This window comes from Bacillus sp. MD-5, assembly GCF_002201875.1.
In the GTDB taxonomy this organism is placed as follows: Bacteria; Bacillota; Bacilli; order Bacillales; family Bacillaceae; genus Bacillus; species Bacillus stercoris.
Map to the genome: position 1 here is coordinate 2,331,530 of NZ_CP021911.1, position 23,962 is coordinate 2,355,491.

Consider the following 23,962-nt stretch of genomic DNA (forward strand, 5'->3'; position numbering starts at 1 on the left):
AAATTAATCATTTTATCACAATTTTTTATTATAATACAAACTTCACAAAGATGCTATTGTTTTTCATTATTCCCTTTTGGCATAGCCAAAAACCCAGGATAGAGCGTCCTGAGTTATAGGTTTTTTGTTTTGAGATGATGGATAATATTCGCTGTTTCTTCAACCGCTTTATTTGAAACATCAACAACCTGGCAGCCGATCCGATCCACAATCTTTTCGAAATACTCCAGTTCCTCTTTGATTCGGTTGATATTTGCATAAATCGCTTTATCATTAAGCCCGAGTGATTTTAAGCGTTCTTTTCTGATATGATTCAGTTTATCAGGGCTAATCTTTAAGCCGATGCATTTTTTCGGATCAACGTTAAAAAGTTCTTCCGGTGGATCAACCTCAGGTACAATCGGAACATTGGCAACCTTCAGGCGCTTGTGTGCGAGATATTGAGACAGCGGTGTTTTAGACGTTCTTGAGACGCCGATCAAAACGATATCAGCTTTTAAAATCCCTCTTGGATCACGTCCATCATCGTATTTAACTGCAAACTCGATGGCCTCCACTTTTTTGAAATAATCTTCATCAAGCTGGCGGACCCGCCCCGGTTCGTATTTCGCTGTTAAACCGTAGGCCGTTTCCATTTTATCAATTAACGGGCCGATAATATCATAATATAAAACATTTGCTTTTTCCGCTTCGGCTATCAAATATTCTCTGATTTCCGGCACCACGAGTGTAAAACAGATAATGCCGCCGTCTGCCTTTGCAAGTGAAATCACTTCATTGATAGTGCCTATATCTTCAACATAAGGAATTCTTCTTACATGTGTATCATCCGCCGATCCGTTAAATTGGCTGAGTGCTGCTTTTACTACCAATTCGGCCGTTTCACCGACGGAATCCGATACAACATAGATGATGCGGTTATTCATATTATCCCCCCGTTAGTTTGCAATCTTATAGGATTTCATTTTCCGATAAACTGACAAGTATTTTTGTCATATTTGTTTTTGTCACTCTGCCGATTACTTCAAAGCCTTTATCGGTGTCTTTGATGACAGGCAGCGCATCAATTTGTTTTTCTATTAAGTGCTTTGCAATGTCCATTACATAATCCTCACGTCTGCACACCGTAATGTTCGGCATCCTTGTCATGATGATGTGAACAGGGACCGATGTAAGCTCCTGCTGGCCAATGCTCGCTCTGAGCAAGTCCTTTCGTGAAAGCACCCCGACTAAAACAGCATCGCGGTCCACCACAAACAGAGTACCTACATCTTCTAAAAACATGGTGCAAATCGCATCGTACACAGAAACGTTTTCGTGAATCACTACGGGGATAGATTGAAAGTCTTTCACCTGAAGCTTTTTGAGTTTATCCGCCAAAAGCTGTGTGCCGGTTTTTCCCGTATAGAAATAACCGACTCTCGGGCGCGCCTCGAGGAATCCTGACATGGTGAGTATGGCTAAATCCGGACGCAATGTCGCCCTGGTAAGGTTCAGCTTTTCTGCAATATGCTCCCCTGTAATCGGCCCGTTTTCTTTTACAATCTGCAAAATATGTTCTTGCCGTTTATTTAGTTCGATCGTACTCACCACCTTTTCACTTCATAGCTATGTAAAGAAATAATAATCCATATTATAGCGTAAATATCTTGTAATCAAACAAAAAACTTATAAATGGGGAAAAGACGATTACCGATCACACAGCAACCGCCTTTTCTCTCTTTATTTTACAATAAGGGCATTCATATTCGCAAAGGACTTGATCTCATCCGCCAAGCTTACCATTTGCGCTAAACGATTTGCCTTTAATGCCTCATTATCCGCTATAACCATTGTATGGTCGAAGTAAGCATCAATCGGTTCTTTTAAGGCTGCAAGTGAAGCAAGCGCCGCCTCATAATCTTTTTTGCTGAAGTTTTCCTGCAGATTTTGCTTCGCTGTTTGGTAGGCATCAAACAGCTTTGCTTCGTATTCATTTTCAAACAGATCAGGCTGAATGTCTCCGCGGACTCCTTTTTTGCTGATAGAGATCACTCGGCCTAACGCTTCAGCTGTTTCCTTAAAGCCAGGTGCACCAAGCTTTTGTTCCAGTACTTGAGCTTTATGCAGCGCTGAGTATGGCTCAAGCTCAGAGCTTTCCAGCACGGCGTCGATGACATCATGTCTGATTTGTTCAGCATTCAAGACATATTTCAGGCGCTGAGTGAAGAAATCCAGCAGTTCATTTTCTTTATCAGTTTGAACGAAAGTAAGCAGCTCTTCAAATGAAATTCCCCAGTTGCGGTCAAGAAGAATCGCAACAATACCGCTTGCCTGGCGGCGCAGTCCGTAAGGGTCCTGAGAACCGGTCGGAATAACGCCGATTGAGAAGAATGAAGCGATTGTGTCAAGCTTATCCGCCATTGCTACAACAGCTCCTGTAAAAGTAGAAGGCGTTTCTCCGCCAGCTGATCTAGGCATATAATGTTCATTGACTGCCGCAGCCACAGCTTCATCTTCACCAAGCATTCTCGCATACTTTTCGCCCATAATTCCTTGAAGTTCAGGGAATTCATATATCATATGCGTGACAAGGTCGAATTTAGAAATTTCAGCAGCTCGCTTCACATGTTTTAACGTATCTCCATCAGCCTGGAGACGAACGGCAAGCTTCTCTGCGATTGATGTGACTCTTCTAACCTTATCAGCTAGAGAACCAAGCTCTTCATGGAACACAATGTTTTCAAGCTTCTTCACGTTTGCATCAATGTTCAGTTTCTGATCTTCCTTGTAGAAGAATGAAGCATCAGACAAACGCGCGCGCAGCACCTTTTCATTGCCTCGGGCCACATTTTCGATCGCGTGGCTGTTGCCGTTTCGGACTGTGATAAAGTGAGGCAGCAAGTCACCGTTTTTGTCTTTGACAGGGAAGTAGCGCTGATGCTCTTTCATTGTCGTGACAAGCACTTCCTCAGGAATTGAAAGAAACTCAGATTCAAATGAGCCGTAAAGAGCTGTCGGGTATTCTACTAAATGATTCACTTCATCAAGAAGGTCTTCGTCAACCGGAATGCTCCAATTGTGTTCTGCAGCCATTGCCTCCAGCTGAGATTGAATCATTCGCTTCCGGGTGGTAGGATCAGCAATAACATGCTGTTCTTTCAGCTGCTCTTCATAAGCTGAAGGTGATTCAATTGATACTTCATGTCCGAGAAAACGGTGTCCCTGTGTTGTACGTCCAGATTCAACGTTTGTGATCGAAAATGGAATGACATCCTGTCCAAATAAAGCGACAATCCATTTGATTGGTCGGATATAACGCAAATCTTCATTTCCCCAGCGCATGTTTTTCGGGAAATGCAAGCTTGTAATTAAACCGCTCAGTTCTGGCAGAAGCGATTTCGTTTCTTGGCCGGCTTGGAATTTTTGCACGAATACATACTCTGTGCCTTTTACTTCTTTGATGTACAGGTCTTCCACATTCGCGCCTTGGCCTTTTGAAAATCCGATTGCCGCTTTTGTCCAGTTTCCGTCTGCATCTAGGGCAATTTTTTTCGCAGGTCCTTTTGCTTCCTCTTTTATATCATCCTGCTTTTCTGCAACATCCTTAACGAACACAGCAAGACGTCTCGGTGTATTGAAGAGCTTCACATCACCGTGAGTAATATTTTTTTCTTTAAGCCAGCCTGTCAGCTTCTCGCCAAGCTGAACCATGCTTTCATTCAAAAAGCGCGCCGGCATTTCCTCTAATCCGATCTCTAAAAGTAAATCCTGTTTACTCATGAGAAGAACCCTCCCCTTTAAGCATTGGGAACCCTAGTTTTTCTCGTTCCTCATAATAGGTTTTTGCTACTTTTCTAGCTAAATTCCGCACTCTTGCGATATAGCCCGTCCGCTCGGTAACAGAGATCGCACCTTTGGCGTCAAGCAGATTGAAGGTGTGCGAGCATTTCAGCACATAGTCATATGCAGGATGAACAAGTCCGTTATCCATTTGCTTGATCGCTTCTTTTTCATATGTGCTGAACAGTTGGAACAGCATATCGACGTCTGACGTTTCAAATGTATAAACGGAATGCTCATATTCAGCCATCATGAATAAATCTTTTACTGTAAACCCTGTCGTCCATTCCAAGTCGAAAACATTTTCTTTATCCTGGATATAAGACGCGAGACGCTCGATTCCGTACGTAATTTCTACTGAAACCGGTTTACATTCAAGTCCTCCGACCTGCTGGAAATACGTAAATTGTGTAATTTCCATTCCGTCAAGCCATACTTCCCAGCCAAGACCCGCACAGCCTAAAGACGGATTCTCCCAGTTGTCTTCAACAAAACGAATATCGTGCTCAAGCGGATCAATTCCGAGAGCCCGCAAGGAATCTAAATACAGCTCTTGAATGTTATCAGGAGACGGTTTGATAATGACCTGGAACTGATGATGCTGATACAATCTGTTTGGGTTCTCCCCGTATCGGCCGTCTGCAGGGCGTCTTGAAGGCTCTACATAAGCCACTTTCCACGGCTCAGGGCCGATGCTGCGCAAAAATGTATACGGGCTCATCGTGCCGGCTCCTTTTTCTACATCGTAAGCCTGCATAAGCACACAGCCCTGACTGGACCAATGCTTTTGCAAGGTAAGAATCATGTCTTGAATATTCATTTCAAGCACCTCCACTTTTCTTTCATAAAATGACTGCGGCAGCAACCAAAAAACTCCCGTCTCTATGCTTGCCTGCCGCAAACATAGGGACGAGAGTTCTCCCGCGGTTCCACCCTAGTTGCTGAGAATAAAATCCCAGCCTCTTTTTTAAAATTGCTCAAGAATGCCTTTCGTTGCGTGCTCATCCTTAGCTTACACCGCCCTAAGGTCGCTTTCATGAGGTAAACGCAAGTACTTCTTTCTCTCACTGCAACATATTTTATAATAAATGATCATATAAAAAGATGGACCAGATGTCAACTTTTGTTTTCACCCATAAGATGTTTCATGCTTTCCATTTGATCTAAAAAGCGCTTTGATTTTAAATATAACCCTGAATATTCTTCGTAATACAAATCAATCACTTGCTTTAATTCAGCTTTTGTTTCCTCTTTTAAGGACACATTGCCCAGCCTCGACAGATCGAAGTAATAAAAGAGTCTCAACAGCCTTGCTGTTTGCGGTTTAATCGGAATCCTATAAGGATCTTTTTCAAAACAGCGATGGCATATAAAACCATTATCACGGACAGAAAAGTGAAAAGTTCCGTCTTGGCTTTTACAATGTACACAATGATTCAGCTCAGGATACAGCCCCATGACACCGAGCATCTTCATTTGAACAATGAAGGTGATAACATCCGGATCTGTTCCTTCATTCAGCTGTTTTAGTGATTCTAATATAAATTCAAATAAATAAGGATTTGGCTTTCTTTCCTCTGTGCCTCTGTCGACTAATTCAGCAATATATGCAGCATAGGCTGTTAAAAACAAGTCTTCCCTGATGCCTCGCATGCTGAGGATCATTTCCCCCTGCTGAAGCGTTCCGAGGCCTGATGTTTTTTGCATTAAAAATGAACCATACAAAAAGGGCTGGCTGACTGCTGATAAACGGCTGTTCGGTTTTTTGGCGCCTCGTGCCATAACACCTATTTTTCCGTGTTCTCTTGTCAGTAATGTTACGATTTTATTCGTCTCTCCGTAATCATTTGTGCGAAGAACGATCCCTTCACATTTTGTCAGCATTTCCGCACCTTCCTAAAGCAGGAGCGGCCAAGAGGTTTATAAAATTGGATAATCAAATCGGGCTAGCTCATCTTCTAGTTCTTCGGGTCTTTCCATGTTCTCTTTTTCCAGTTCTTTAAAAAGAAGATACGTATCAACATTTCCTGTTTGAGAAAATACGTTCCAGGTAAAATTCAACACAAGAAACCCACCTTTCTGTAGTTAAACTAGCTTACCTAAATTCCAAATTCTTACCTTTATCTTGACCAGATGTCCTCCATTTCATGTTAAACAAAATTTGCTAATGTATCCCTGTTCCTGTGAGATAATGTCCCACACGGCAAGAGATTAATATTCGTCCTCTTTAAAGCCAAAATCGCGAAGCTGGGACATTTTATTGCGCCAGTCTTTCTGCACTTTCACCCACAATTCAAGGTAGACACGGGAGCCTAACAGTGCTTCAATATCCGCCCTCGCTCTTTTTCCGACCTCTTTCAGAAGGCTTCCTTTTTTACCAATCACGATGCCTTTCTGGGAATCCCGCTCGACCACAATCGTTGCCGCTACATGCACAGAACCGTTGTCCTGCCCTTTGATGGATTCGATGGCCACCGCAATGCTGTGCGGGATTTCTTCTCTCGTCAAATGCAGCACCTTTTCCCTGATTAATTCAGAAATGATAAATCGCTCTGGGTGGTCGGTGACCTGATCACTCGGATAGAATTGCGGCCCTTCCGGCAAATACGCTTCAATCTGAGCGAGCAATGTTTCGATGTTATTTCCTTCTAGAGCAGAAATCGGAACAATTTCCTTAAAAGGATAACGTCCGCGGTATTCGTCAATTAACAAAAGCAATTGGTCGGGATGAATTTTATCAATTTTGTTTACGATTAAAAATACAGGCGTAGACATCTGCTGCAATTTCTCAATGATGAATTCGTCGCCTTTCCCGTAGCCTTCCTCGGCATTGATCATAAACAAGATCAAATCAACTTCTTTTAATGTATTTTGCGCCACTTTCATCATAAAGTCCCCGAGCTTATGCTTAGGTTTATGAATCCCTGGTGTGTCTATAAAAATGGTTTGTGATGTGCCTGTCGTTAATACCCCTTGCACCTTGTTTCTCGTCGTTTGGGGCTTATCGCTCATGATCGCGATTTTTTGCCCTATGACTCTGTTCAAAAATGTAGACTTTCCTACGTTTGGTCTTCCAATAATGGATACAAATCCTGATTTAAAGCTTTCGTTCGTCATGTAAATCCTCCGATGAAAATGCGCCTGGCAGTAATTCTTCCACAGTCATTTCTTTTATTTGTCCTTGTAAATTAGTCAGTACGACAACAACGTCCTTTGTGCAAAGCTCAGAAATCACCTGGCGGCAGGCTCCGCACGGAGATACCGGTCCAGGGGTGTCAGCCGCAACGGCCAGCATCTGAAACTCTGTATCCCCTTCAGAAACAGCTTTAAATAAAGCGGTACGCTCAGCGCAATTGCACATGCTGTATGCAGCGTTCTCAATGTTGCAGCCTTTGTACACTTTTCCATCCTTGGTAAGAAGAGCGGCTCCTACTTGGAACTTGGAATACGGCGCATATGCCATATCACGCGCTTTTAAAGCTTCTGTTATTAATTCTTGTCTGTTCATGTGTACATTCCTCTCTTACCTATAATGGTACCGCTATCACTTTATATTTTACATAATCGCGCGCTTTTTTTCACGCCCATTTCTAAAAATGTAAAATAAATGTAAGAATTTTCAGCCATTACAGCTTTGGCAAAAAAATAAGTAAACCAATGATACACGAAATGACGGCAAAAACGCAAACAGCCCCGGCGGCAGCGTCCTTGGCCGCTTTAGCAAGAGGGTGATGTTTGTCAGTTATTAAATCAACCGTATGTTCAACGGCTGTATTTAAAAGCTCAAGCGAAAACATTCCGCCGATCAAAAGGAATATAATCACCCACTCTATCGTGCTGAGCTCTACAAGGAAGCCGCAAATGAGAACAACGCAGGCGGCTGCGGCATGAAATTGGAAATTCCGCTCCGTCCGCGCTGTTTTCCAGATTCCCCGGCCTGCATGCACGAAGCTTTTGTAGAATCGCTTCAGCTCATTTCTATGATCTCTTGAGTCCATAAGCGTCCAGCAAATCCTTTTGCTTAGTAAACATCTCCTCTTCTTCCTCTTTCGTCATATGGTCATATCCTAAAAGGTGCAGAAATCCGTGTACGGCAAGAAATCCGAGCTCTCTTTTAAAAGAATGATTATACTCCTCTGCCTGCTCTCTTGTGCGATCGGCACTGATGATAATATCACCTAAAACCGGAGGCATCTCGGCGCCCACGATTTCGACCTCGCCTTCTCCCTCTTCTTCAAGAGCAAATGAGATGACATCTGTCGGTGTATCCTTTCCCCGGTATTCTTTGTTAATCTGCTGTATGTCATCATTGGTAACGATCGTGACAGAAACCTCAGCCTGATCCTGAACGCCTTCACGCTCAGCAGCAAATTGAAGCAGATTTTCTACTTCTTTGAGCATCTCTTCTGAGACGCTTCCTGTTTCATCAACGATATCAATCAGTAAACTCATCTATTTCACCTTCTTAGTAGCCTCCGGATATTCAATCCGGGAGTGGAAAATTCCTTTTAATGTTGCACAGAGCGTTTTTGCGATTGTATCCAGCTCTTTAAATGTCAAATCGCATTCACTGAACTGTCCGTCCTGAAGCTTATCGGATATAATACCCCGGACAAGCTTTTCAATTCGTTCAGGATTTGGGTTATGCATGGATCTGACGGCCGCTTCAACACTGTCGGCCACTGATATAATTGCGGCTTCCTTTGACTGCGGCTTCGGCCCCGGATAACGGAACTCTTCCTCTGTAATCTGGTCGCCTTTTTCCTTCGCCTTATAGTAAAAAAACTTTAAAAGCGAGGTTCCATGATGCTGCTCGGCAATATCGACAAGCTCTTTCGGAAATTTATAGCTTCTCAGCATGTTCGCACCGTCAGTCGTATGCGAGATGATAATATTTTTACTCAGCTGAGGTGACAGCTTGTCATGCGGATTGTCAATATTCATTTGGTTTTCAATAAAATATTGCGGGCGCTTTGTTTTTCCGAGATCGTGATAATATGCGCCAACTCTTGCAAGCAAACCATTAGCACCAACCGCTTCACAGGCTGCCTCTGATAAATTGGCGACCATTACACTGTGATGATATGTACCTGGTGTTTCTGTCAGTATTTTGCGCAATAGCGGATGGTTAGGATTAGACAGCTCGAGCAGCCTCATGGTGGATAAAATGCCAAAGCCTGTCTCGAAAAACGGCATCAGGCCGATGATCAATACCGATGAAGCAAACCCCGACACAACCCCCATGAGCATTAACGTGCCGATTTCAAGACCCGACAATGCGGTGTTCTGGATCAATAATAAGGAAAGAACAACAACCATATTAATAAATGCCACGAAAAGTCCGGTCTGCAAAATTTTTGACCTTGCATTATGTTTTCCTAAAAATAAAACGCCTGAAATACCGCTAATCAAATAATAAATTCCTATGACATAATTGAACGTTCCTGTCACACCCTGATTAAACATCATACTCCCGCAAATCGCAAGAATGATACTTCCCAAAATGGCAATGCGTTCATTCATCAGCAGTTTGATTAAGATGGCCCCGGCCGCAATGGGAACCAGATAGCCGATATTATTATATTCCATCTTCTGAAACAAACTGACAACCTCCATGATCACAAGCAAAAGTGTTGTGATAATAGAGAAAAGCAGAATGGATTGGTTTTTAAACTTTAGGTTTTGTTTCTGTTTTTCAAAATAATATACAAGTGTTGCAATGAACAGTCCGATCATAATCAAGAGCCCGCTGATCGGCTTAAAGAGATTTGAGTTATTTAATAACCCGGTCAGCTCAAGTTTTCTGTACACTTCCCGATCAATAAGGTCATTTTCTTCCACGAGCACTTGCCCCTGTTTGATTTGAACTTGCTGGACATTATCTGACGCTTCCTGCCGCTTTGCCTCTGTTGCTTTCGGATCGAAGACGTAATTCGGAATAATAGCAAAACGCCCGATTTCTGTCGCAGCTCCCAAGTATTTAGATGGAATAGAATTGCTCTTTAGCTCTTTTTCCACTTTATCCTTTGCATCAGATAACTTATCCGAAGGGATTTCACTGCTCATGACCGTATTTACCGCGGTAATGACCGTATCTCTTACAAAAGAAAAGTCTTCACTGTCTGCTTTCAGCAATGTCTTGATGGAATCCTCGGATATGGAATCATTCACATCTGACGTCAATTTATCCTTTACGGATTTGACCATTGATTTTTCCGATGGGGATTTGCTGCCTTCTTCCGATGATTTTTTCACTTCACTGATACTGTCGAATATTGATGACACAAGGTCTATCCGATTATCTGTGTATTCTTTTTTTAATGTATATTGATCCTCAACCGCGTCCTCAGCGGCTTGCTTTTTTTCCTCCGTGGCTTTTTGATCTTCCACGGTTGCCGGAGCATAAATGGTCTTGTCGCTGACTGAAAACAGGTCCAAATCAAGTGTTTCCGGCTTAACATGTACAAAGAGCAAAGCAAACATAATGGCAGCCAGCAGAAGATACAGCAGTACATGCATGGAGCGGGCATTTTTAAAATTGCTCCATTTTTTTGAGCTGCTTTTGGTCTTAGACTTCTTTTTCAACACAAGAACCTCCTCTTGAAACATCAAGCCCACAAGCAATCATAAAAATGACCCGATAACGCGCGATCGGGTCATTCAGCATTAATTTTGCTTATCGTATGCTTCAATAATTTTCGCAACAAGCGGATGTCTGACCACGTCTGTCTGGTCTAGCTCAATCATAGAAATGCCGTCTATTCCTTTCAGCATCTCCTTCGCTACTGCAAGTCCCGATTTGACGCCTTTCGGCAGGTCAATTTGGCTAACGTCACCTGTAATGATCATTTTAGAGCCAAAACCCAGTCTCGTCAAAAACATTTTCATTTGAGCAGGCGTGGTATTCTGTGCTTCATCAAGTATAACATAAGCATCATCGAGCGTCCGTCCCCTCATATATGCAAGCGGAGCAATTTCAATGATGCCTCTTTCCATCAGACGTTCTGTATGATCTGCCCCAAGCACATCATGGAGAGCGTCATACAGCGGGCGCAAATAAGGATCTACTTTTTCTTTTAGGTCACCTGGGAGAAAACCGAGGCTTTCACCGGCTTCCACGGCAGGCCTTGTTAAAATGATTTTTTTAATATGTCCGTTTTTTAAAGCATGGACTGCTTTTACGACAGCCAGGTACGTTTTCCCGGTTCCCGCCGGGCCAATGCCGAATACAAGGTCATTCCGCTTCATAGCGGCCACGTATTCCCGCTGTCCCATTGTTTTTACACGGATTGATTTGCCTTTTGCGTTTTTTGTAATTTCTTCTTCATACATGCTTTCAAAGTATTCAAGTTCATTCTTCTTTGCCATTTTGATGGCGTAAATCACATCACGTTCAGAGATCTCTATCCCCTTGCGAATTAAAGCGAGGAGTGATCCCAGCAGCCTGTCTGCAATCTGAAACGATTCATCATCGCCTGAAACATAAATCGTTTCGCCGCGCGTAATGATATTTACATTCAGATCTTTCTCCATCAATTTCAAAAAAGAATCTTGGTTCCCGAAGAGTGAAAGCGCCTCGTCCGGGTTTTTCAGTTTTTGATTCATCGCAAGTAAATGTTCTGTCATTCTTCAGTCTCCCTGACAATAGGTGTGGTTTGAACGATATCTTCTATAACTTGGTAGAGAATAATCAACTTTACTTTACCATTCTCAACAGTCTGGTGCAAAACTTTTTCACTTTTCACCTCGCCGTTTTCGCCTATTTTATCCTCTACATCCTGTTTACCCAATTTAATGCCTTCTTGAACTGCTTCTTCTTTCGTATATTTTCGCAAAGCCTCTTCACTTTCTCTTGTTTGCTCTTTGACATAGGATACAGGGAGCTTAAATCCGAGAAAATGAAGCGAGTGCTTTTCTTGTTCTGTTTTTGGATGCTTCAATTCCTCTTTTTTAAACGTCATCCCCCAGATCGGGATTGCCAACGAGCCAAAAGAAAGCTTGTGCTTTGTCCTTACTTTGCCCGTATAGACGTTAAATAATGTTTCAAGCGGGACTGTCACTTCTGATCTATACCAGGTTTCTCCGTAAATTTCTGCTTTTGAGGCGACTTCCTGCTGATGGTCTTCACTGCCAATCAGCCCAGAAACAAGCAGCTGTCCCTTTTCAACATGGTCGTGTATGGCGGCCATGGGCTGCCCTTTTTGCACAAACATTCTCGTAATCGTTGCTTTCTTTTTGGCGACAATATTGCGCGGGCTAACATACTTTTCTTTTTCGGGCTCATTTTTCTCCACGACTTTCATGTGAATGGTCGTCCCCTTCAGATCAACGCCGACCCAGGTGATATTGTCTATTCCATTGGTTAATGATTTCTGTATTTTTTCGGGCGACATCATTAAAAACTGCAGCCGGCCCTTTTTGACGCCGATTTCATTAAGATGCTGCCTCATTTGATGCTCTGTTTCAGGCTTAGCGCCTGTCACATCAATTTTCCACACCATATTGGAAAGCAGAAACAAAAGGATGAAAAAAATCGCAAAACCGATCGTAAACCCTATATTCAGCTTTGATTTCAGCAACAGGAAGGGAAAACCCTTCCGATTGATAAATCGGGCTTTACATTTAAATTTACTTCTCACCCGCCGAAAGGCATGTACATCCTGAAGCTGTATATATAACGATACGGCTTCTTTCTTTTTTTTGACATGAAAGACTGGAATCCCCTGTCTTGTGCATTCATTAAGGAGCCGCTCAATCCCTCTTCCCGTCAATTCAAGCTGGACCTTACCCGAAAAAAAAGACAGCCATTTATTTTTCACAACATTTCCCCCTCGGCTTTATGACTCAACATATCGAACGACATCAATCGTACCCTCCAAAAGTATTTCTTCCGGAAGAATCGCCTTGATGACAAAATTTTTACCAGATATGATGCACTGGCCCTGCTTCAGCATCAGCCTCACTTCATTCTCGCTGAAAAGCAAAAGGCCTCTGTGGTTTTCTATGTAGATATGAAGTCTGCCAACCATTGTAATCCTCGGCAGATCCATCATAACGTCCGGGGGAATTTCCAATGCTCTTGTCAGCCAAGCTTTCACACGATTCTTTCTTTGCCCCATACAAAAAGAACCCCCTTTCATCTCATATGTATGATTTGAAAGGAGGTTCTAACACTTTAATTTTTACGGGCCGGGCGCATCGTATGATGAGGTTTTTTCGCCCTTGGAGGCCCGAATACCTCTCCTAGAACGATCCCCTGTACCACGGTGTCTTTATTCACCTGGAGCATTTTTTGTTTTGTGTATACCGCTTTTTGTTTGGCAGCAGTAAGATCTCGTTCCAGCCCTTTCAGATTTCTTTCTGTTTCCCTGCGTCTTTCTTCCGCTTCCCGTCTTGCCTGTTCCATGCGGTTAGGGATAGGTGCAGGAGCTTCTTCTTTTGACTGCTTCTTTTGAGGGGAAGCAGTTTGCACCTGTTGAGGTATTTTTCTTTTTTGGCTGTTTTGCTTTTCTTCTTTGCTCTTTTTGCCGAAAATCGCAGAAATAATTCCGATGATCGCTGCAATAATAAGCGGATTTGTCAGTAGATCTTCCATCAGCGTTCTCCCTTCTTAGAGAGATTATGATTTGCGGTCTTCATCCGACGGGTCTTTCGTCAGCTTGCCGAATGAATCACGCATATCTGTGTCAGCATCAATGTTCTTGATATTCATGTAATCCATGACGCCAATATTCCCTTCACGCAAGGCTTCCGCCATCGCAAGCGGCACTTCCGCCTCGGCTTCTACCACTTTCGCGCGCATTTCTTCTACGCGGGCGCGCATTTCCTGTTCTTGAGCGACAGCCATTGCACGTCGTTCTTCCGCTTTTGCCTGCGCGATGTTTTTATCAGCCTCGGCCTGATCAGTTTGTAAAATCGCACCGATGTTTTTGCCGATGTCAACATCAGCAATATCAATCGAGAGAATTTCAAATGCCGTCCCTGAGTCCAATCCTTTTCCTAGTACCGTCTGAGAAATCATGTCGGGGTTTTCAAGCACTTTTTTGTGATTTTCGGATGAACCGATTGTAGAGACGATCCCTTCACCGACACGGGCAACAATAGTTTCTTCCCCCGCTCCCCCGACGAGACGTTCGATATTCGCTCTTACTGTGATTCTCGCTTTCGCTTTCACTTCAATACCGTCCATGGCCACACCGGCAATGAACGGCGTTTCAATGACCTTAGGATTAACGCTCATTTGAACAGCTTCCAACACGTCCCGGCCGGCAAGATCAATGGCAGCACAGCGCTCGAATGTGAGTTCAATGTTAGCTCGCTGGGCGGCGATAAGCGCGTTGACGACTCTGTCAACATTACCTCCGGCCAGGTAGTGGCTTTCAAGCTGGTTTGTTCCAACATTCAGTCCTGCTTTATGCGCTTTAATCAGCGGGTTAACAACCCGGTTCGGTATGACGCGGCGAAGCCTCATCCCAACCAGGGTGAAAATGTTGATTTTCACTCCGGCTGCTAAAGCTGAAATCCAAAGCATTACAGGCACAAATGTAAAAAATACAGCCAAAACAATGATCGCGACTGCGACAATTGCCAGAATCATAAATGTTGACGGATCCATATAACTTCTCCTCGTTTCTATTTAAATTTCTCTCACGACAATACGTGAGCCTTCTACTTTAATCACTTTTACTTTCTTATCTTTTTCTGTAAACGATCCCTCCGAAACAACGTCAAGGCGTTCATCGTCAATAATGACGGTACCGGAAGGACGCAGCGGTGTAGAGGTTATACCCACCTTTCCCATTAGGTCCGTCCGCGTTTGATTTGATACGTAGCCGCTCTCCGTATTTGTAGAATCATTTAATATCAATTTTCTAAAGAATTTCATACGCTTTCCCAACACCCTTGTCAGTAAAATAAAAGCTGTAATTGAAACAGCTGTGGCGATCAAGAGAGAAACCGCCATGACAGTGAAGCTCCCCGCGGCTAAAAACAGGCTCACAATAATCGATCCCAAGCCAAGTAAACCAATGATTCCTCCAGGAAGGAAAATCTCAAGCAGGATGAGGATCACCCCTGCGATAAAGAGGAGAACCGTCTCATACCCGGCAAGCCCTGCTGCGAGATGACCGTAGAAAAACAGCAATAACGCAATGAATCCAGCTGTTCCAGGGAGGCCGACACCCGGGGAAAAAAGCTCTACTGTCAGACCTAAAAAAGCGATAGTCAGCAGAATGGGGACAATGACCGGACTCGTCAGCCATCTTGCTGTTTTTTCAGCAAAGCTTTCCTTTGCATAGCTGATCTGCGCTTTTTCGAACCCAAGCTTCTTTACGAGCGCGGATACATTGTCAGCAGTGCCTTCTGAATAGCCTACCTCCATCGCCTTTTCTGCGTTAAGTGTCAGCAGATCTCCCTTAGGCGCGCCGACTTCCTTGGCATCTATATCCGGGTCAGCCATTGCGAGCGCATATTTTGGATTGCGATTGTTTTTCACTGCGGCATCTTCCATCTCTGCCAACCAAAGTGATTCAGCTTTTTGGTCAGCAGCATTGCCTTGGCCATCAATAATCGCGGCGGCTCCCATTTTTCCGCCAGGCGCCATATAAATGTGATCGGCTTGCAACGCAATGTATGCACCAGCAGACAACGCGCGTTTGTTTACATATGCAGTTACGGGGATCTTGCTTTCGGTGATCACATCCGCCATATCAATAGCTGATTTGACCAATCCCCCCGGTGTATTGATATCAAGAATAATGTGGGCTGCATGTGCATCCTTTGCATCTTGTAACGAACGGGACAAAAACGAGGCGAGACCCTGTTCGACATTTTTCTCAACCGGGATCACATATACAGTTTGTTTTTCTGCTTTTGCGTTCAGCTGTACGCCAAATAAAGAAAGTAAAAATATACTCAAAAGAACAGCACGGAATCCTTTGATTTGAAGCAAGGGCTGTGTATCCCTCCTTCCTTTTATAATAAGTGCCTTCTCTTCATACGTAACAAATGTATCAAAGGTTTCATTTTTTTATGTATAAAAAAAGACATCTCTCTTAGAAAGATGTCCTTTTCTTTGCCATTTAAGACAGTTGACTGCTCACAAGCTTATTAATTAAACTTCCGTCAGCTTTACCTTTTACTTTAGGCATAATTGCCCCCATCACTTTGCCCATGTCCGCTTTTGAGCTCGCACCGACCTCTGCGATGGTTTCATTTACGATTGTACGCAGCTCATCTTCTGACAGCTGCTCAGGTAAATAAACTTCTAAAATGTCCAGCTCTTTTTGAACTTTATCTACTAAATCTAAACGATTAGCGTTTGAAAATTCCTGGAGGGAGTCTTTACGTTGCTTAAGTTCACGAGAAAGGACAGTGAGTTCCTCATCCTCGGTCAAACTGTCTTTCTTAAGCTTAATTGCTTCATTTTGAAGTGAAGCCTTAACCATTCGAACGACAGTCAGTTTGTCTTTCTCACGGTTTTTCATATACAGCTTCATATCCTGGTTGAGACGCTCAAGAAGACTCATAAATCCACCCTCTTTTAGAATTTGCGTTTTCTAGCAGCTTCAGACTTTTTCTTGCGCTTTACGCTAGGTTTTTCATAAAATTCACGCTTTCTTGCTTCTTGCAAAGTACCTGTCTTTGATACACTGCGTTTGAAGCGACGAAGAGCATCTTCAAGCGATTCGTTTTTTCTAACGACCGTTTTTGACATTCTCTTTCCCTCCCTCCGAATACACCAATCGACTACCTTTAAGTTACACATATAAACATGTACTTTGACATTATAATATAAGCCATCAGTCAGGTCAACTAAGTGAGTTCACTTTTCCGTCATGAGTGAGACTGCCTGTCTATATAATGATAGAAAGGGGTTGGTGAATGGGATGTTGATTCTGATCAGTTTTACAGCTCTTATATTATTCTTTCTCGCAGGCATGAATATGCTTCGAAAAGGCTTAATATCGATGGCGTACTCAAAAATTGAAGACCGTTTGCTATTATTTACGGACCACCCGCTAAAAGCGTTTCTTATCAGCATTGTATTTACGGGGATACTTCAGAGCAGTTCAGCCTTTATGGTCATTGTCATTGGCTTTGTCAGTGCGGGCGTTCTTTCTTTTAAGCGGACGATACCGATGATTCTGGGGACAAATGTTGGCTCTACTTTTACAACTGAATTTATTGCCATCAAAATGGATATTTTGATTTGGGTTCTTTTAATAGGCGGTTTATTGTTTTTTCTGACTGGCAGGTATCCTTTAAAACAGCTGGGAACAAGCTTCCTCGGACTGGGCATCATCTTCTTTTGCATCAGTGGATTCAGCCATCTTGCCGGGCCGCTGACAAAGCTGAAAACGGGAGCCGACGTTTTATACCACGTTAACGATTCGAACTGGTCAGCTTTGCTCATCGGAATGGTGTTAACTGCCATCATTCATTCCAGCTCTGTCTGTATCGGCATTTTAATGAGTTTTATGAATGAAGGGATTATCGGATTGACACAGGCGATGAGCGTTGTGCTCGGATCAAATATCGGGACATGCATTACAGCTGTCATGGCGGCTGTATCCGGCGGATATGCGGCGAAACAGACAGCGTATGCCCATGTGGTGTTTAATGTGCTAGGCGTGGCTCTAGTATTGCCTTTTCTGACCGCCGCGACTGGTTTTGTAGAACAGTTATCACCAGATCCCGCCCAAAGGATTGCTCATTTCAGCCTTTTATTTAATGTAGTGACAGCTCTTTTATTTCTTCCGCTTACAAACTTGTTTTACCGATTGATTCACCTTCTTATCTCAGCTAAATAAAAAACCGGGACATTTTAAATGCACCGGTTTTTTTAGGTTAAGAAGACAAACGCATATGTTCAGTTATTTCATCCCCAACAACACGGACAAATTGCCCTTCGTTGTAAGGATAACCTGCTTTTAGGATTTTGACTTTTACAATTTTGCCGATCATATCTTCCGTGCCTTTGAAAACAACCTTCATATAATTGTCTGTGTAACCGACAAACATATTTTCTTCTTCTGTTTCCTTAAACGCTTCCTCAGGGATAATCTCAAGCACTTCATTTTCATACTGAGAAGCGTATTCCTTTGCAAGCTGGTCAGAAAGAGCAATCAGGCGGTGCACACGTTCGTTTTTCACGTTTTCATCCACTTGGTCTTCCATTCGCGCAGCTGGTGTTCCTGTACGTTTACTATAAGGAAAAACATGCAGTTCAGAGAATTTATGTTCTTTAATAAAGTTATAGGTTTCCATAAATTCTTCTTCTGTTTCACCAGGGAACCCAACAATAACATCAGAAGTAACGGCTAAGCCTGGCAGTGCTTTTTTCAATTTGTTTAAACGGTCTGCAAAGAATTCCATTGTATATTTGCGTCTCATCCGTTTAAGCACTGTGTTTGAGCCGGATTGGATAGGAATATGCAAATGATTCACTATCTTATCTGAGCGGTCTAAGACTTCGATCACTTCGTCAGTGATTTGGCTGGCTTCGATTGAAGAAATTCTGATCCGTTTCACGCCTTCTACACGAGAGTCTAATTCGCTCAAAAGCTTAGCGAAGTTGTAATCTTTCATATCTTCGCCGTAACCGCCCGTGTGAATACCTGTAAGAACAATTTCTTTATAGCCCGCATTGACAAGCTGCTGCGCTTGTTTAATGACTTCTTCAGGGTCGCGGGAGCGTAGCAGGCCGCGCGCCCACGGAATGATACAGAATGTGCAGAAATTATTGCAGCCCTCTTGTATTTTCAATGACGCTCTTGTCCGGTCCGTGAAAGCAGGCACATCGAGCTCTTCATATACTCTTGCTTTCATGATGTTGCTGACGCCGTTAATCGGCTGGCGTTCTTCACGGTATTGGTCAATGTAGCCAAGCATTTTTTCACGGTCCTGTGTTCCAACTACAATATCGACACCAGGGATCGCCATAATCTCAGCAGGTGAGGTTTGCGCGTAGCAGCCTGTGACACAGATGACACCGTCAGGATTTTGACGAATGGCGCGTCTGATCACTTGGCGGCTTTTTTTATCTCCAGTATTAGTTACTGTACATGTATTAATGACATATACATCAGCTGTTTGTTCAAAGTCTCTTCTTTCATAGCCCGCTTCTTTGAAAAGCTGCCAGATTGCTTCTGTTTCATAATGGTTGACTTTACAGCCAAGCGTATGGAAAGCAACAGTTGCCATTACTGATCACCTCTTAATAACTCTGTTTGATAAGAAATCGCACTCAACGCATATAGCGGAGCGGTTTCTGTCCTTAAAATTCTCGGTCCAAGGCCGCACGGCACACCGTCTTTCTCAGTGAGCCGTTCAACCTCCGCTTCTGTTAAACCGCCTTCGGGACCAAATACGATCAAAAGAGATGATCCTTTCGGAAGGCTGCTTACAACCGCGCTGAATGCGCTTATTTCCCCTTGCTTCGATGACTCCTCGTATGCAACGACACATTTATCGAAATCCTGCATCCTTTGAAGAAGCTGCTGAAAAGAATGGACATCCATCACTTGCGGCACTTCGTTACGGTACGATTGTTCAGCCGCTTCCTTCGCAATTTTCGTCCATCTTTCCCGCTTTTTCTTCGCCTTTTTGTCATCCAGCTTGACAACAGAACGCGCGGCTTTGAAGGGAATAAAGGCATGAGCTCCGAGCTCAGTCCCCTTTTGGATAATCCATTCAAGCTTATCACCTTTCGGGAGGCCGCTCGCAATATAGATCTTTATCGGAAGCTCTCTGTTTTCATTCGTCCATTCTATCACAAGGCAGGACACTTTATCTTTGGAAACAGATTGAAGTTCACATTTTGCCTCGAAGCCGTCTTGAGAGCAGCAGATGATCTGATCTCCCTCATTCATTCTCATCACGTTTACAATATGATGAACATCTTCGCCGGTAACCGAAAAAGCCGGCGCTTCCTCTATTTGCTGCTTCGTGAGCTCGATAAAATATCGTTGCATACGCTGTGACACCTACTAATTGTTATTTTTTCGCAATAATGCTGACCCAATCTTCCATTGAAAGGATTTCTACAATGGTGAAGCCAGCTTGTTCCAATGCTTCTTTTACTTCTTGTTTTTTATGGCCGATGATACCTGACGTAATAAAATGTCCGCCTTCTTTTAACAAGCTGTACGCTTGTGAAGTAAAGCGAAGAATGACTTCAGCCAAAATGTTGGCCACAATCACATCATGTTCACCTTCAATCCCGTCTAACAAGTTGTTTTGCTTCACTTGTGCAATATCGCTCACTTTGTTCAGCTTGAGATTGAGGCGTGCACTTTCTACAGCTACAGGGTCAAGATCGTAGGCATGAACCGATTCAGCTTCAAGCATTGCAGCCGCAATACTTAAAATCCCCGAACCTGTACCAACATCAATCACCTTATCACCCTTTTGCACAAAGCGTTCAAGCGCCTGAATGCAGAGCACGGTTGTCGGATGTGTCCCTGTGCCGAAAGCCATTCCCGGGTCCATTTCAATAATCAGTTCATCAGTATGGACCGGCGTATATTCCTCCCACGTCGGCACAATCGTAAACTTTTCAGAAATTTTCACAGGATGATAATACTTTTTCCAGGCAGTCGCCCACTCTTCTTCATTTACTTCAGAAATGGTGATGTGATTTCTGCCCAAATCAATATTGTAAAGAAGGAGATTATTAATCGTTTCTTTAATGCCGTCTACAGTTTCGCCTAGAAAACTGTTAACCGGCAGATATGCTTTGACAATGACACCCTCATCAGGATAATCATTGGGGTCGAGCTGGTAGATTTCCCCGTACACATTCTCACGTTCTTTAATTAAATCAAGCGGGTCCTCTATCACAACCCCACTTGCACCAGCTTCATGCAATATATTTGAGATAGGTTCGACCGCTTCATGTGTTGTGTGAATGCTTAATTCGGACCATTTCAAAACTACCAACTCCTCATCCAATAATTAATCGCCTTTAAACGCGCGTTTTACCTTGTCAAAGAAACTCATTTCCTGTTCATCAGGCAGGTTTCCGCTGACCTCGGCAAATTCGCGGATAATGTCTTTTTGTTTATCTGTCAGGTTTGTCGGCGTAACGACGCGGACGACGATATGCTGGTCACCCTGTCCATAGCCCCTGACATTTTGAACACCTTTTCCTCTTAATCTGAATTTCGTTCCTGTTTGTGTACCGGCTGGAATTTTCAATTTCACTTTTCCATGCAGCGTCGGAACTTCTACCTCATCTCCAAGAGCAGCCTGAGCAAACGTTAACGGCATTTCACAGTAAATATCATCGCCGTCACGCTCGAAGAACTCGTGGGCGCGCACATGGAACACGACAAATAAATCCCCGGCAGGGCCGCCGTTTACTCCTGGTTCACCCTGTCCCGAGAGACGAAGCTGCTGTCCGTCATCTACACCGGCTGGAATTGTCACGTTGATTTTTTTGCGTTTTTTGATTTTTCCTTTGCCGCCGCAATCCGCACACTTGTCTTTAATAATTTTGCCCGTACCTTCACAGTGGTGGCAGACCCGTCTGTTCACGACTTTTCCAAACGGCGTGTTTTGCTCCACGTTTAACTGGCCGGAGCCTCCGCAGTGGGAGCACGTTTCCGGGTTTGTTCCAGGTTTCGCACCTGAGCCTTTACATGTGTCGCACGTTTCCTCGCGCGGAATTTCAATCGTTGTTTCTTTACCGAAAGCGGCATCCTCAAACGACAAGGTCATCGTATATTGCAAATCGGCACCTTGGCGCGGTGCGTTTGGATCTCTTCGTCTTGTGCCTCCGCCGAAAATACTTGAAAAAATATCATCGAAACCAAAACCGCCGAAATCGCCGCCGCCAAAACCTCCGCCGCCGAAGCCCTGATTAGGATCAGTATGCCCAAATTGGTCGTAATGCGCACGTTTTTGGTCATCTGACAGCGCTTCGTACGCTTCTTTTACCTCTTTAAATTTTTCATCTGATCCGGCTTCTTTATTAATATCTGGATGATATTTTTTTGACAGCTTCCGATAAGCTTTTTTAATTTCATCCTTTGAAGCGCTCTTACTTACTCCCAGCACTTCATAGTAATCACGCTTACTCATCTCGCTTCACTCTCCCGAATTTCTCACATAAATTAGATTGTATCATTTTGAATTATGATTTTTCAATTCCTTTTATCCCGGGCAAGAAAAAAAGTCAAAGCCAAGAGATGCCTGACTTTGACTTTCTAATCATTGAATCAGATTATGAAATGTGTTCTTTTCTGTCAGCCCCGGAAGCGGGACTGACTTTAAAAAGAATTTATTTTTTGTTTTGGTCGTCGTTTACTTCTTCGTATTCAGCGTCGACAACGTTGTCATCCGCTTTGCCTTCAGCGTTTGCTCCGCCTTGAGCTTGCTGTGCTTTAGCAGCTTCTTCATAAAGCTTCATAGAAAGCTCTTGGACGATTGCTTGAAGCTCATCTTTTTTCGCTTTGATCTCTTCAAATTCGTTTTTCTCAATCGCCGCTTTTAAAGCGTCTTTGGCATCGTTGGCTTTTTTCACTTGTTCTTCATCCACTTTGCCTTCAAGATCTTTTAATGTTTTCTCAGTTTGGAAAACAAGCTGATCTGCTTCGTTGCGGACTTCGATTTCTTCTTTTTTCTTCGCATCAGCGTCAGCATTTTCTTCCGCTTCTTTTACCATGCGTTCGATCTCATCATCAGAAAGACCTGAAGAAGATTTGATTGTAATGTTTTGCTCTTTTCCTGTGCCTAAGTCTTTTGCTCTTACGTTTACGATACCGTTTTTGTCAATATCGAAAGAAACTTCGATTTGAGGCACGCCGCGCGGTGCTGGCGGGATATCAGTAAGCTGGAAGCGGCCGAGTGTTTTGTTGTCGGCAGACATTGGGCGCTCACCTTGAAGAACATGGATATCAACAGCTGTTTGGTTATCAGCAGCAGTTGAGAACACTTGAGATTTGCTTGTCGGGATCGTCGTATTGCGGTCGATCAGTTTTGTGAACACGCCGCCCATTGTTTCGATACCGAGAGAAAGCGGTGTAACGTCAAGAAGAACTACGTCTTTTACGTCACCAGTGATAACGCCACCCTGAATCGCAGCACCAAGCGCCACAACTTCATCTGGGTTTACGCCTTTATGCGCTTCTTTTCCAGTTTCTTTTTTGATTGCTTCTTGTACGGCAGGGATACGAGTTGATCCGCCGACAAGGATGACTTTGTCGATTTCGCTTGCAGAAAGTCCTGCATCTTGAAGCGCTTGACGGACAGGACCCATTGTGCGCTCTACTAAATGAGAAGAAAGCTCTTCAAATTTAGCGCGAGTTAATGTAAGTTCAAGGTGAAGCGGTCCTGCTTCTCCAGCTGTGATAAACGGTAAAGAAATTTGCGTAGAAGATACGCCGGAAAGATCTTTTTTCGCTTTTTCAGCTGCGTCTTTCAAACGTTGAAGCGCCATTTTGTCTTTTGACAGATCAATGCCGTTTTCTTTTTTGAATTCAGATACAAGGTGATCGATGATGACTTGGTCAAAATCGTCCCCGCCCAGACGGTTGTCACCGGCAGTTGAACGAACTTCGAATACACCGTCGCCAAGTTCAAGGATTGAAACGTCGAATGTACCGCCGCCAAGGTCGTATACTAGGATCGTTTGATCTTCATCTGTTTTATCAAGTCCGTATGCAAGAGCTGCTGCAGTCGGCTCGTTGATGATACGTTCTACTTCAAGACCTGCAATTTTACCAGCGTCTTTTGTCGCTTGACGCTCAGCATCGTTAAAGTATGCAGGAACTGTGATAACTGCTTTTGATACTGTTTCGCCAAGATAGCTTTCAGCGTATGATTTAAGGTGTTGAAGGATGATAGCAGACACTTCTTGAGGAGTGTAATCTTTTCCTTCAATTTCCACTTTATAGTCAGTACCCATATGGCGTTTAACAGACATGATTGTGTTAGGGTTTGTGATAGATTGGCGTTTAGCCACTTCCCCTACTTGGCGTTCGCCGTTTTTGAATGCAACAACTGATGGCGTTGTGCGGTTTCCTTCAGCGTTAGCAATAACTTTAGGCTCGCCGCCTTCAAGCACTGCCACACATGAGTTTGTTGTTCCTAAGTCGATTCCGATAACTTTACTCACTTGAATAACCTCCTGCTATGT

Annotated in this window: 25 protein-coding genes and 1 other annotated feature; of the genes, 1 reads left to right on the plus strand and 24 read right to left on the minus strand. The window is 43.5% G+C overall.

What is annotated here, in order from left to right; all coding sequences use genetic code 11:
* Window positions 1–113: 113 nt before the first annotated feature.
* The 19 genes from CDO84_RS11660 to rpsU form a co-directional block, all read right to left on the minus strand.
* The gene (locus CDO84_RS11660) at window positions 114–926 is read right to left on the minus strand and encodes a pyruvate, water dikinase regulatory protein (RefSeq protein ID WP_014664641.1); all 813 of its coding nucleotides are present in this window, start codon (window positions 924–926) and stop codon (window positions 114–116) included.
* 25 nt (window positions 927–951) lie between these two features.
* The gene (ccpN, locus tag CDO84_RS11665) at window positions 952–1,590 is read right to left on the minus strand and encodes a transcriptional regulator CcpN (protein WP_003237058.1); all 639 of its coding nucleotides are present in this window, start codon (window positions 1,588–1,590) and stop codon (window positions 952–954) included.
* Window positions 1,591–1,722: 132 nt separating this feature from the next.
* Window positions 1,723–3,762 carry a glycine--tRNA ligase subunit beta gene (gene glyS / locus CDO84_RS11670; protein WP_040082596.1) on the minus strand — a complete coding sequence of 680 codons (2,040 nt, stop codon included), beginning with the start codon at window positions 3,760–3,762 and terminating at the stop codon, window positions 1,723–1,725.
* Complete coding sequence (gene glyQ / locus CDO84_RS11675; RefSeq protein WP_040083765.1) at window positions 3,755–4,642, minus strand: glycine--tRNA ligase subunit alpha; 888 nt, start codon at window positions 4,640–4,642, stop codon at window positions 3,755–3,757. The genes glyS and glyQ overlap by 8 nt, the downstream gene beginning before the upstream one ends.
* An 82-nt stretch (window positions 4,643–4,724) precedes the next feature.
* Window positions 4,725–4,899, minus strand: a binding site (T-box leader).
* Window positions 4,900–4,938: 39 nt separating this feature from the next.
* On the minus strand, window positions 4,939–5,706 hold the full coding sequence (gene recO / locus CDO84_RS11680; protein WP_014664644.1) for a DNA repair protein RecO: 768 nt from the start codon (window positions 5,704–5,706) through the stop codon (window positions 4,939–4,941).
* Between the two features lie 36 nt (window positions 5,707–5,742).
* The gene (locus CDO84_RS11685) at window positions 5,743–5,886 is read right to left on the minus strand and encodes a YqzL family protein (protein WP_003230053.1); all 144 of its coding nucleotides are present in this window, start codon (window positions 5,884–5,886) and stop codon (window positions 5,743–5,745) included.
* A 147-nt stretch (window positions 5,887–6,033) separates the two neighbouring features.
* Complete coding sequence (era, locus tag CDO84_RS11690) at window positions 6,034–6,939, minus strand: GTPase Era (protein ID WP_014664645.1); 906 nt, start codon at window positions 6,937–6,939, stop codon at window positions 6,034–6,036.
* Window positions 6,920–7,330 carry a cytidine deaminase gene (locus tag CDO84_RS11695; RefSeq protein WP_040082595.1) on the minus strand — a complete coding sequence of 137 codons (411 nt, stop codon included), beginning with the start codon at window positions 7,328–7,330 and terminating at the stop codon, window positions 6,920–6,922. Before CDO84_RS11695 ends, era begins: the two co-directional genes overlap by 20 nt.
* A 118-nt stretch (window positions 7,331–7,448) precedes the next feature.
* A complete protein-coding gene (locus CDO84_RS11700; RefSeq protein ID WP_040082594.1) occupies window positions 7,449–7,820 on the minus strand; it encodes a diacylglycerol kinase family protein in 372 nt (123 codons plus the stop codon).
* On the minus strand, window positions 7,801–8,274 hold the full coding sequence (gene ybeY, locus CDO84_RS11705; protein WP_014664648.1) for an rRNA maturation RNase YbeY: 474 nt from the start codon (window positions 8,272–8,274) through the stop codon (window positions 7,801–7,803). The genes CDO84_RS11700 and ybeY overlap by 20 nt, the downstream gene beginning before the upstream one ends.
* The gene (gene pgpH / locus CDO84_RS11710; RefSeq protein ID WP_082032984.1) at window positions 8,275–10,410 is read right to left on the minus strand and encodes a cyclic-di-AMP phosphodiesterase PgpH; all 2,136 of its coding nucleotides are present in this window, start codon (window positions 10,408–10,410) and stop codon (window positions 8,275–8,277) included. It abuts the gene before it with no gap.
* A 78-nt stretch (window positions 10,411–10,488) separates the two neighbouring features.
* Entirely contained in the window at window positions 10,489–11,448 is a 960-nt protein-coding gene (locus tag CDO84_RS11715; protein ID WP_014477373.1) for a PhoH family protein, read from the minus strand.
* Complete coding sequence (gene yqfD, locus CDO84_RS11720; RefSeq protein WP_003230033.1) at window positions 11,445–12,641, minus strand: sporulation protein YqfD; 1,197 nt, start codon at window positions 12,639–12,641, stop codon at window positions 11,445–11,447. Before yqfD ends, CDO84_RS11715 begins: the two co-directional genes overlap by 4 nt.
* A gap of 18 nt (window positions 12,642–12,659) precedes the next feature.
* A complete protein-coding gene (gene yqfC / locus CDO84_RS11725; RefSeq protein ID WP_003237082.1) occupies window positions 12,660–12,941 on the minus strand; it encodes a sporulation protein YqfC in 282 nt (93 codons plus the stop codon).
* Between the two features lie 56 nt (window positions 12,942–12,997).
* The gene (locus tag CDO84_RS11730) at window positions 12,998–13,417 is read right to left on the minus strand and encodes a YqfB family membrane protein (RefSeq protein WP_040082590.1); all 420 of its coding nucleotides are present in this window, start codon (window positions 13,415–13,417) and stop codon (window positions 12,998–13,000) included.
* 24 nt (window positions 13,418–13,441) lie between these two features.
* Complete coding sequence (floA, locus tag CDO84_RS11735; protein ID WP_040082589.1) at window positions 13,442–14,437, minus strand: flotillin-like protein FloA; 996 nt, start codon at window positions 14,435–14,437, stop codon at window positions 13,442–13,444.
* Window positions 14,438–14,458: 21 nt separating this feature from the next.
* Complete coding sequence (locus CDO84_RS11740) at window positions 14,459–15,772, minus strand: NfeD family protein (protein ID WP_040082588.1); 1,314 nt, start codon at window positions 15,770–15,772, stop codon at window positions 14,459–14,461.
* Window positions 15,773–15,902: 130 nt separating this feature from the next.
* Complete coding sequence (locus CDO84_RS11745; protein ID WP_040082586.1) at window positions 15,903–16,349, minus strand: GatB/YqeY domain-containing protein; 447 nt, start codon at window positions 16,347–16,349, stop codon at window positions 15,903–15,905.
* A 14-nt stretch (window positions 16,350–16,363) separates the two neighbouring features.
* The gene (rpsU, locus tag CDO84_RS11750; protein WP_003152957.1) at window positions 16,364–16,537 is read right to left on the minus strand and encodes a 30S ribosomal protein S21; all 174 of its coding nucleotides are present in this window, start codon (window positions 16,535–16,537) and stop codon (window positions 16,364–16,366) included.
* Window positions 16,538–16,709: 172 nt separating this feature from the next.
* Here rpsU and CDO84_RS11755 point away from each other — a divergent pair, with 172 nt between their 5' ends.
* Window positions 16,710–17,633: a Na/Pi symporter gene (locus CDO84_RS11755; protein WP_040082584.1), complete on the plus strand. Its 924-nt coding sequence runs from the start codon at window positions 16,710–16,712 to the stop codon at window positions 17,631–17,633.
* A gap of 37 nt (window positions 17,634–17,670) precedes the next feature.
* On the opposite strand, the gene mtaB is transcribed toward CDO84_RS11755, so the two are convergent.
* The 5 genes from mtaB to dnaK form a co-directional block, all read right to left on the minus strand.
* Window positions 17,671–19,026, minus strand: a complete 1,356-nt coding sequence (gene mtaB / locus CDO84_RS11760; RefSeq protein ID WP_014664655.1) for a tRNA (N(6)-L-threonylcarbamoyladenosine(37)-C(2))-methylthiotransferase MtaB — start codon at window positions 19,024–19,026, stop codon at window positions 17,671–17,673.
* Window positions 19,026–19,796, minus strand: coding sequence for a 16S rRNA (uracil(1498)-N(3))-methyltransferase (locus CDO84_RS11765; RefSeq protein ID WP_040082583.1), 771 nt, complete (start codon window positions 19,794–19,796; stop codon window positions 19,026–19,028). Before CDO84_RS11765 ends, mtaB begins: the two co-directional genes overlap by 1 nt.
* A 22-nt stretch (window positions 19,797–19,818) precedes the next feature.
* A complete protein-coding gene (prmA, locus tag CDO84_RS11770; protein WP_004398884.1) occupies window positions 19,819–20,754 on the minus strand; it encodes a 50S ribosomal protein L11 methyltransferase in 936 nt (311 codons plus the stop codon).
* 24 nt (window positions 20,755–20,778) lie between these two features.
* Entirely contained in the window at window positions 20,779–21,906 is a 1,128-nt protein-coding gene (gene dnaJ, locus CDO84_RS11775; protein WP_014114461.1) for a molecular chaperone DnaJ, read from the minus strand.
* A gap of 199 nt (window positions 21,907–22,105) precedes the next feature.
* Window positions 22,106–23,941: a molecular chaperone DnaK gene (gene dnaK, locus CDO84_RS11780; RefSeq protein WP_014114462.1), complete on the minus strand. Its 1,836-nt coding sequence runs from the start codon at window positions 23,939–23,941 to the stop codon at window positions 22,106–22,108.
* Window positions 23,942–23,962 lie beyond the last annotated feature (21 nt).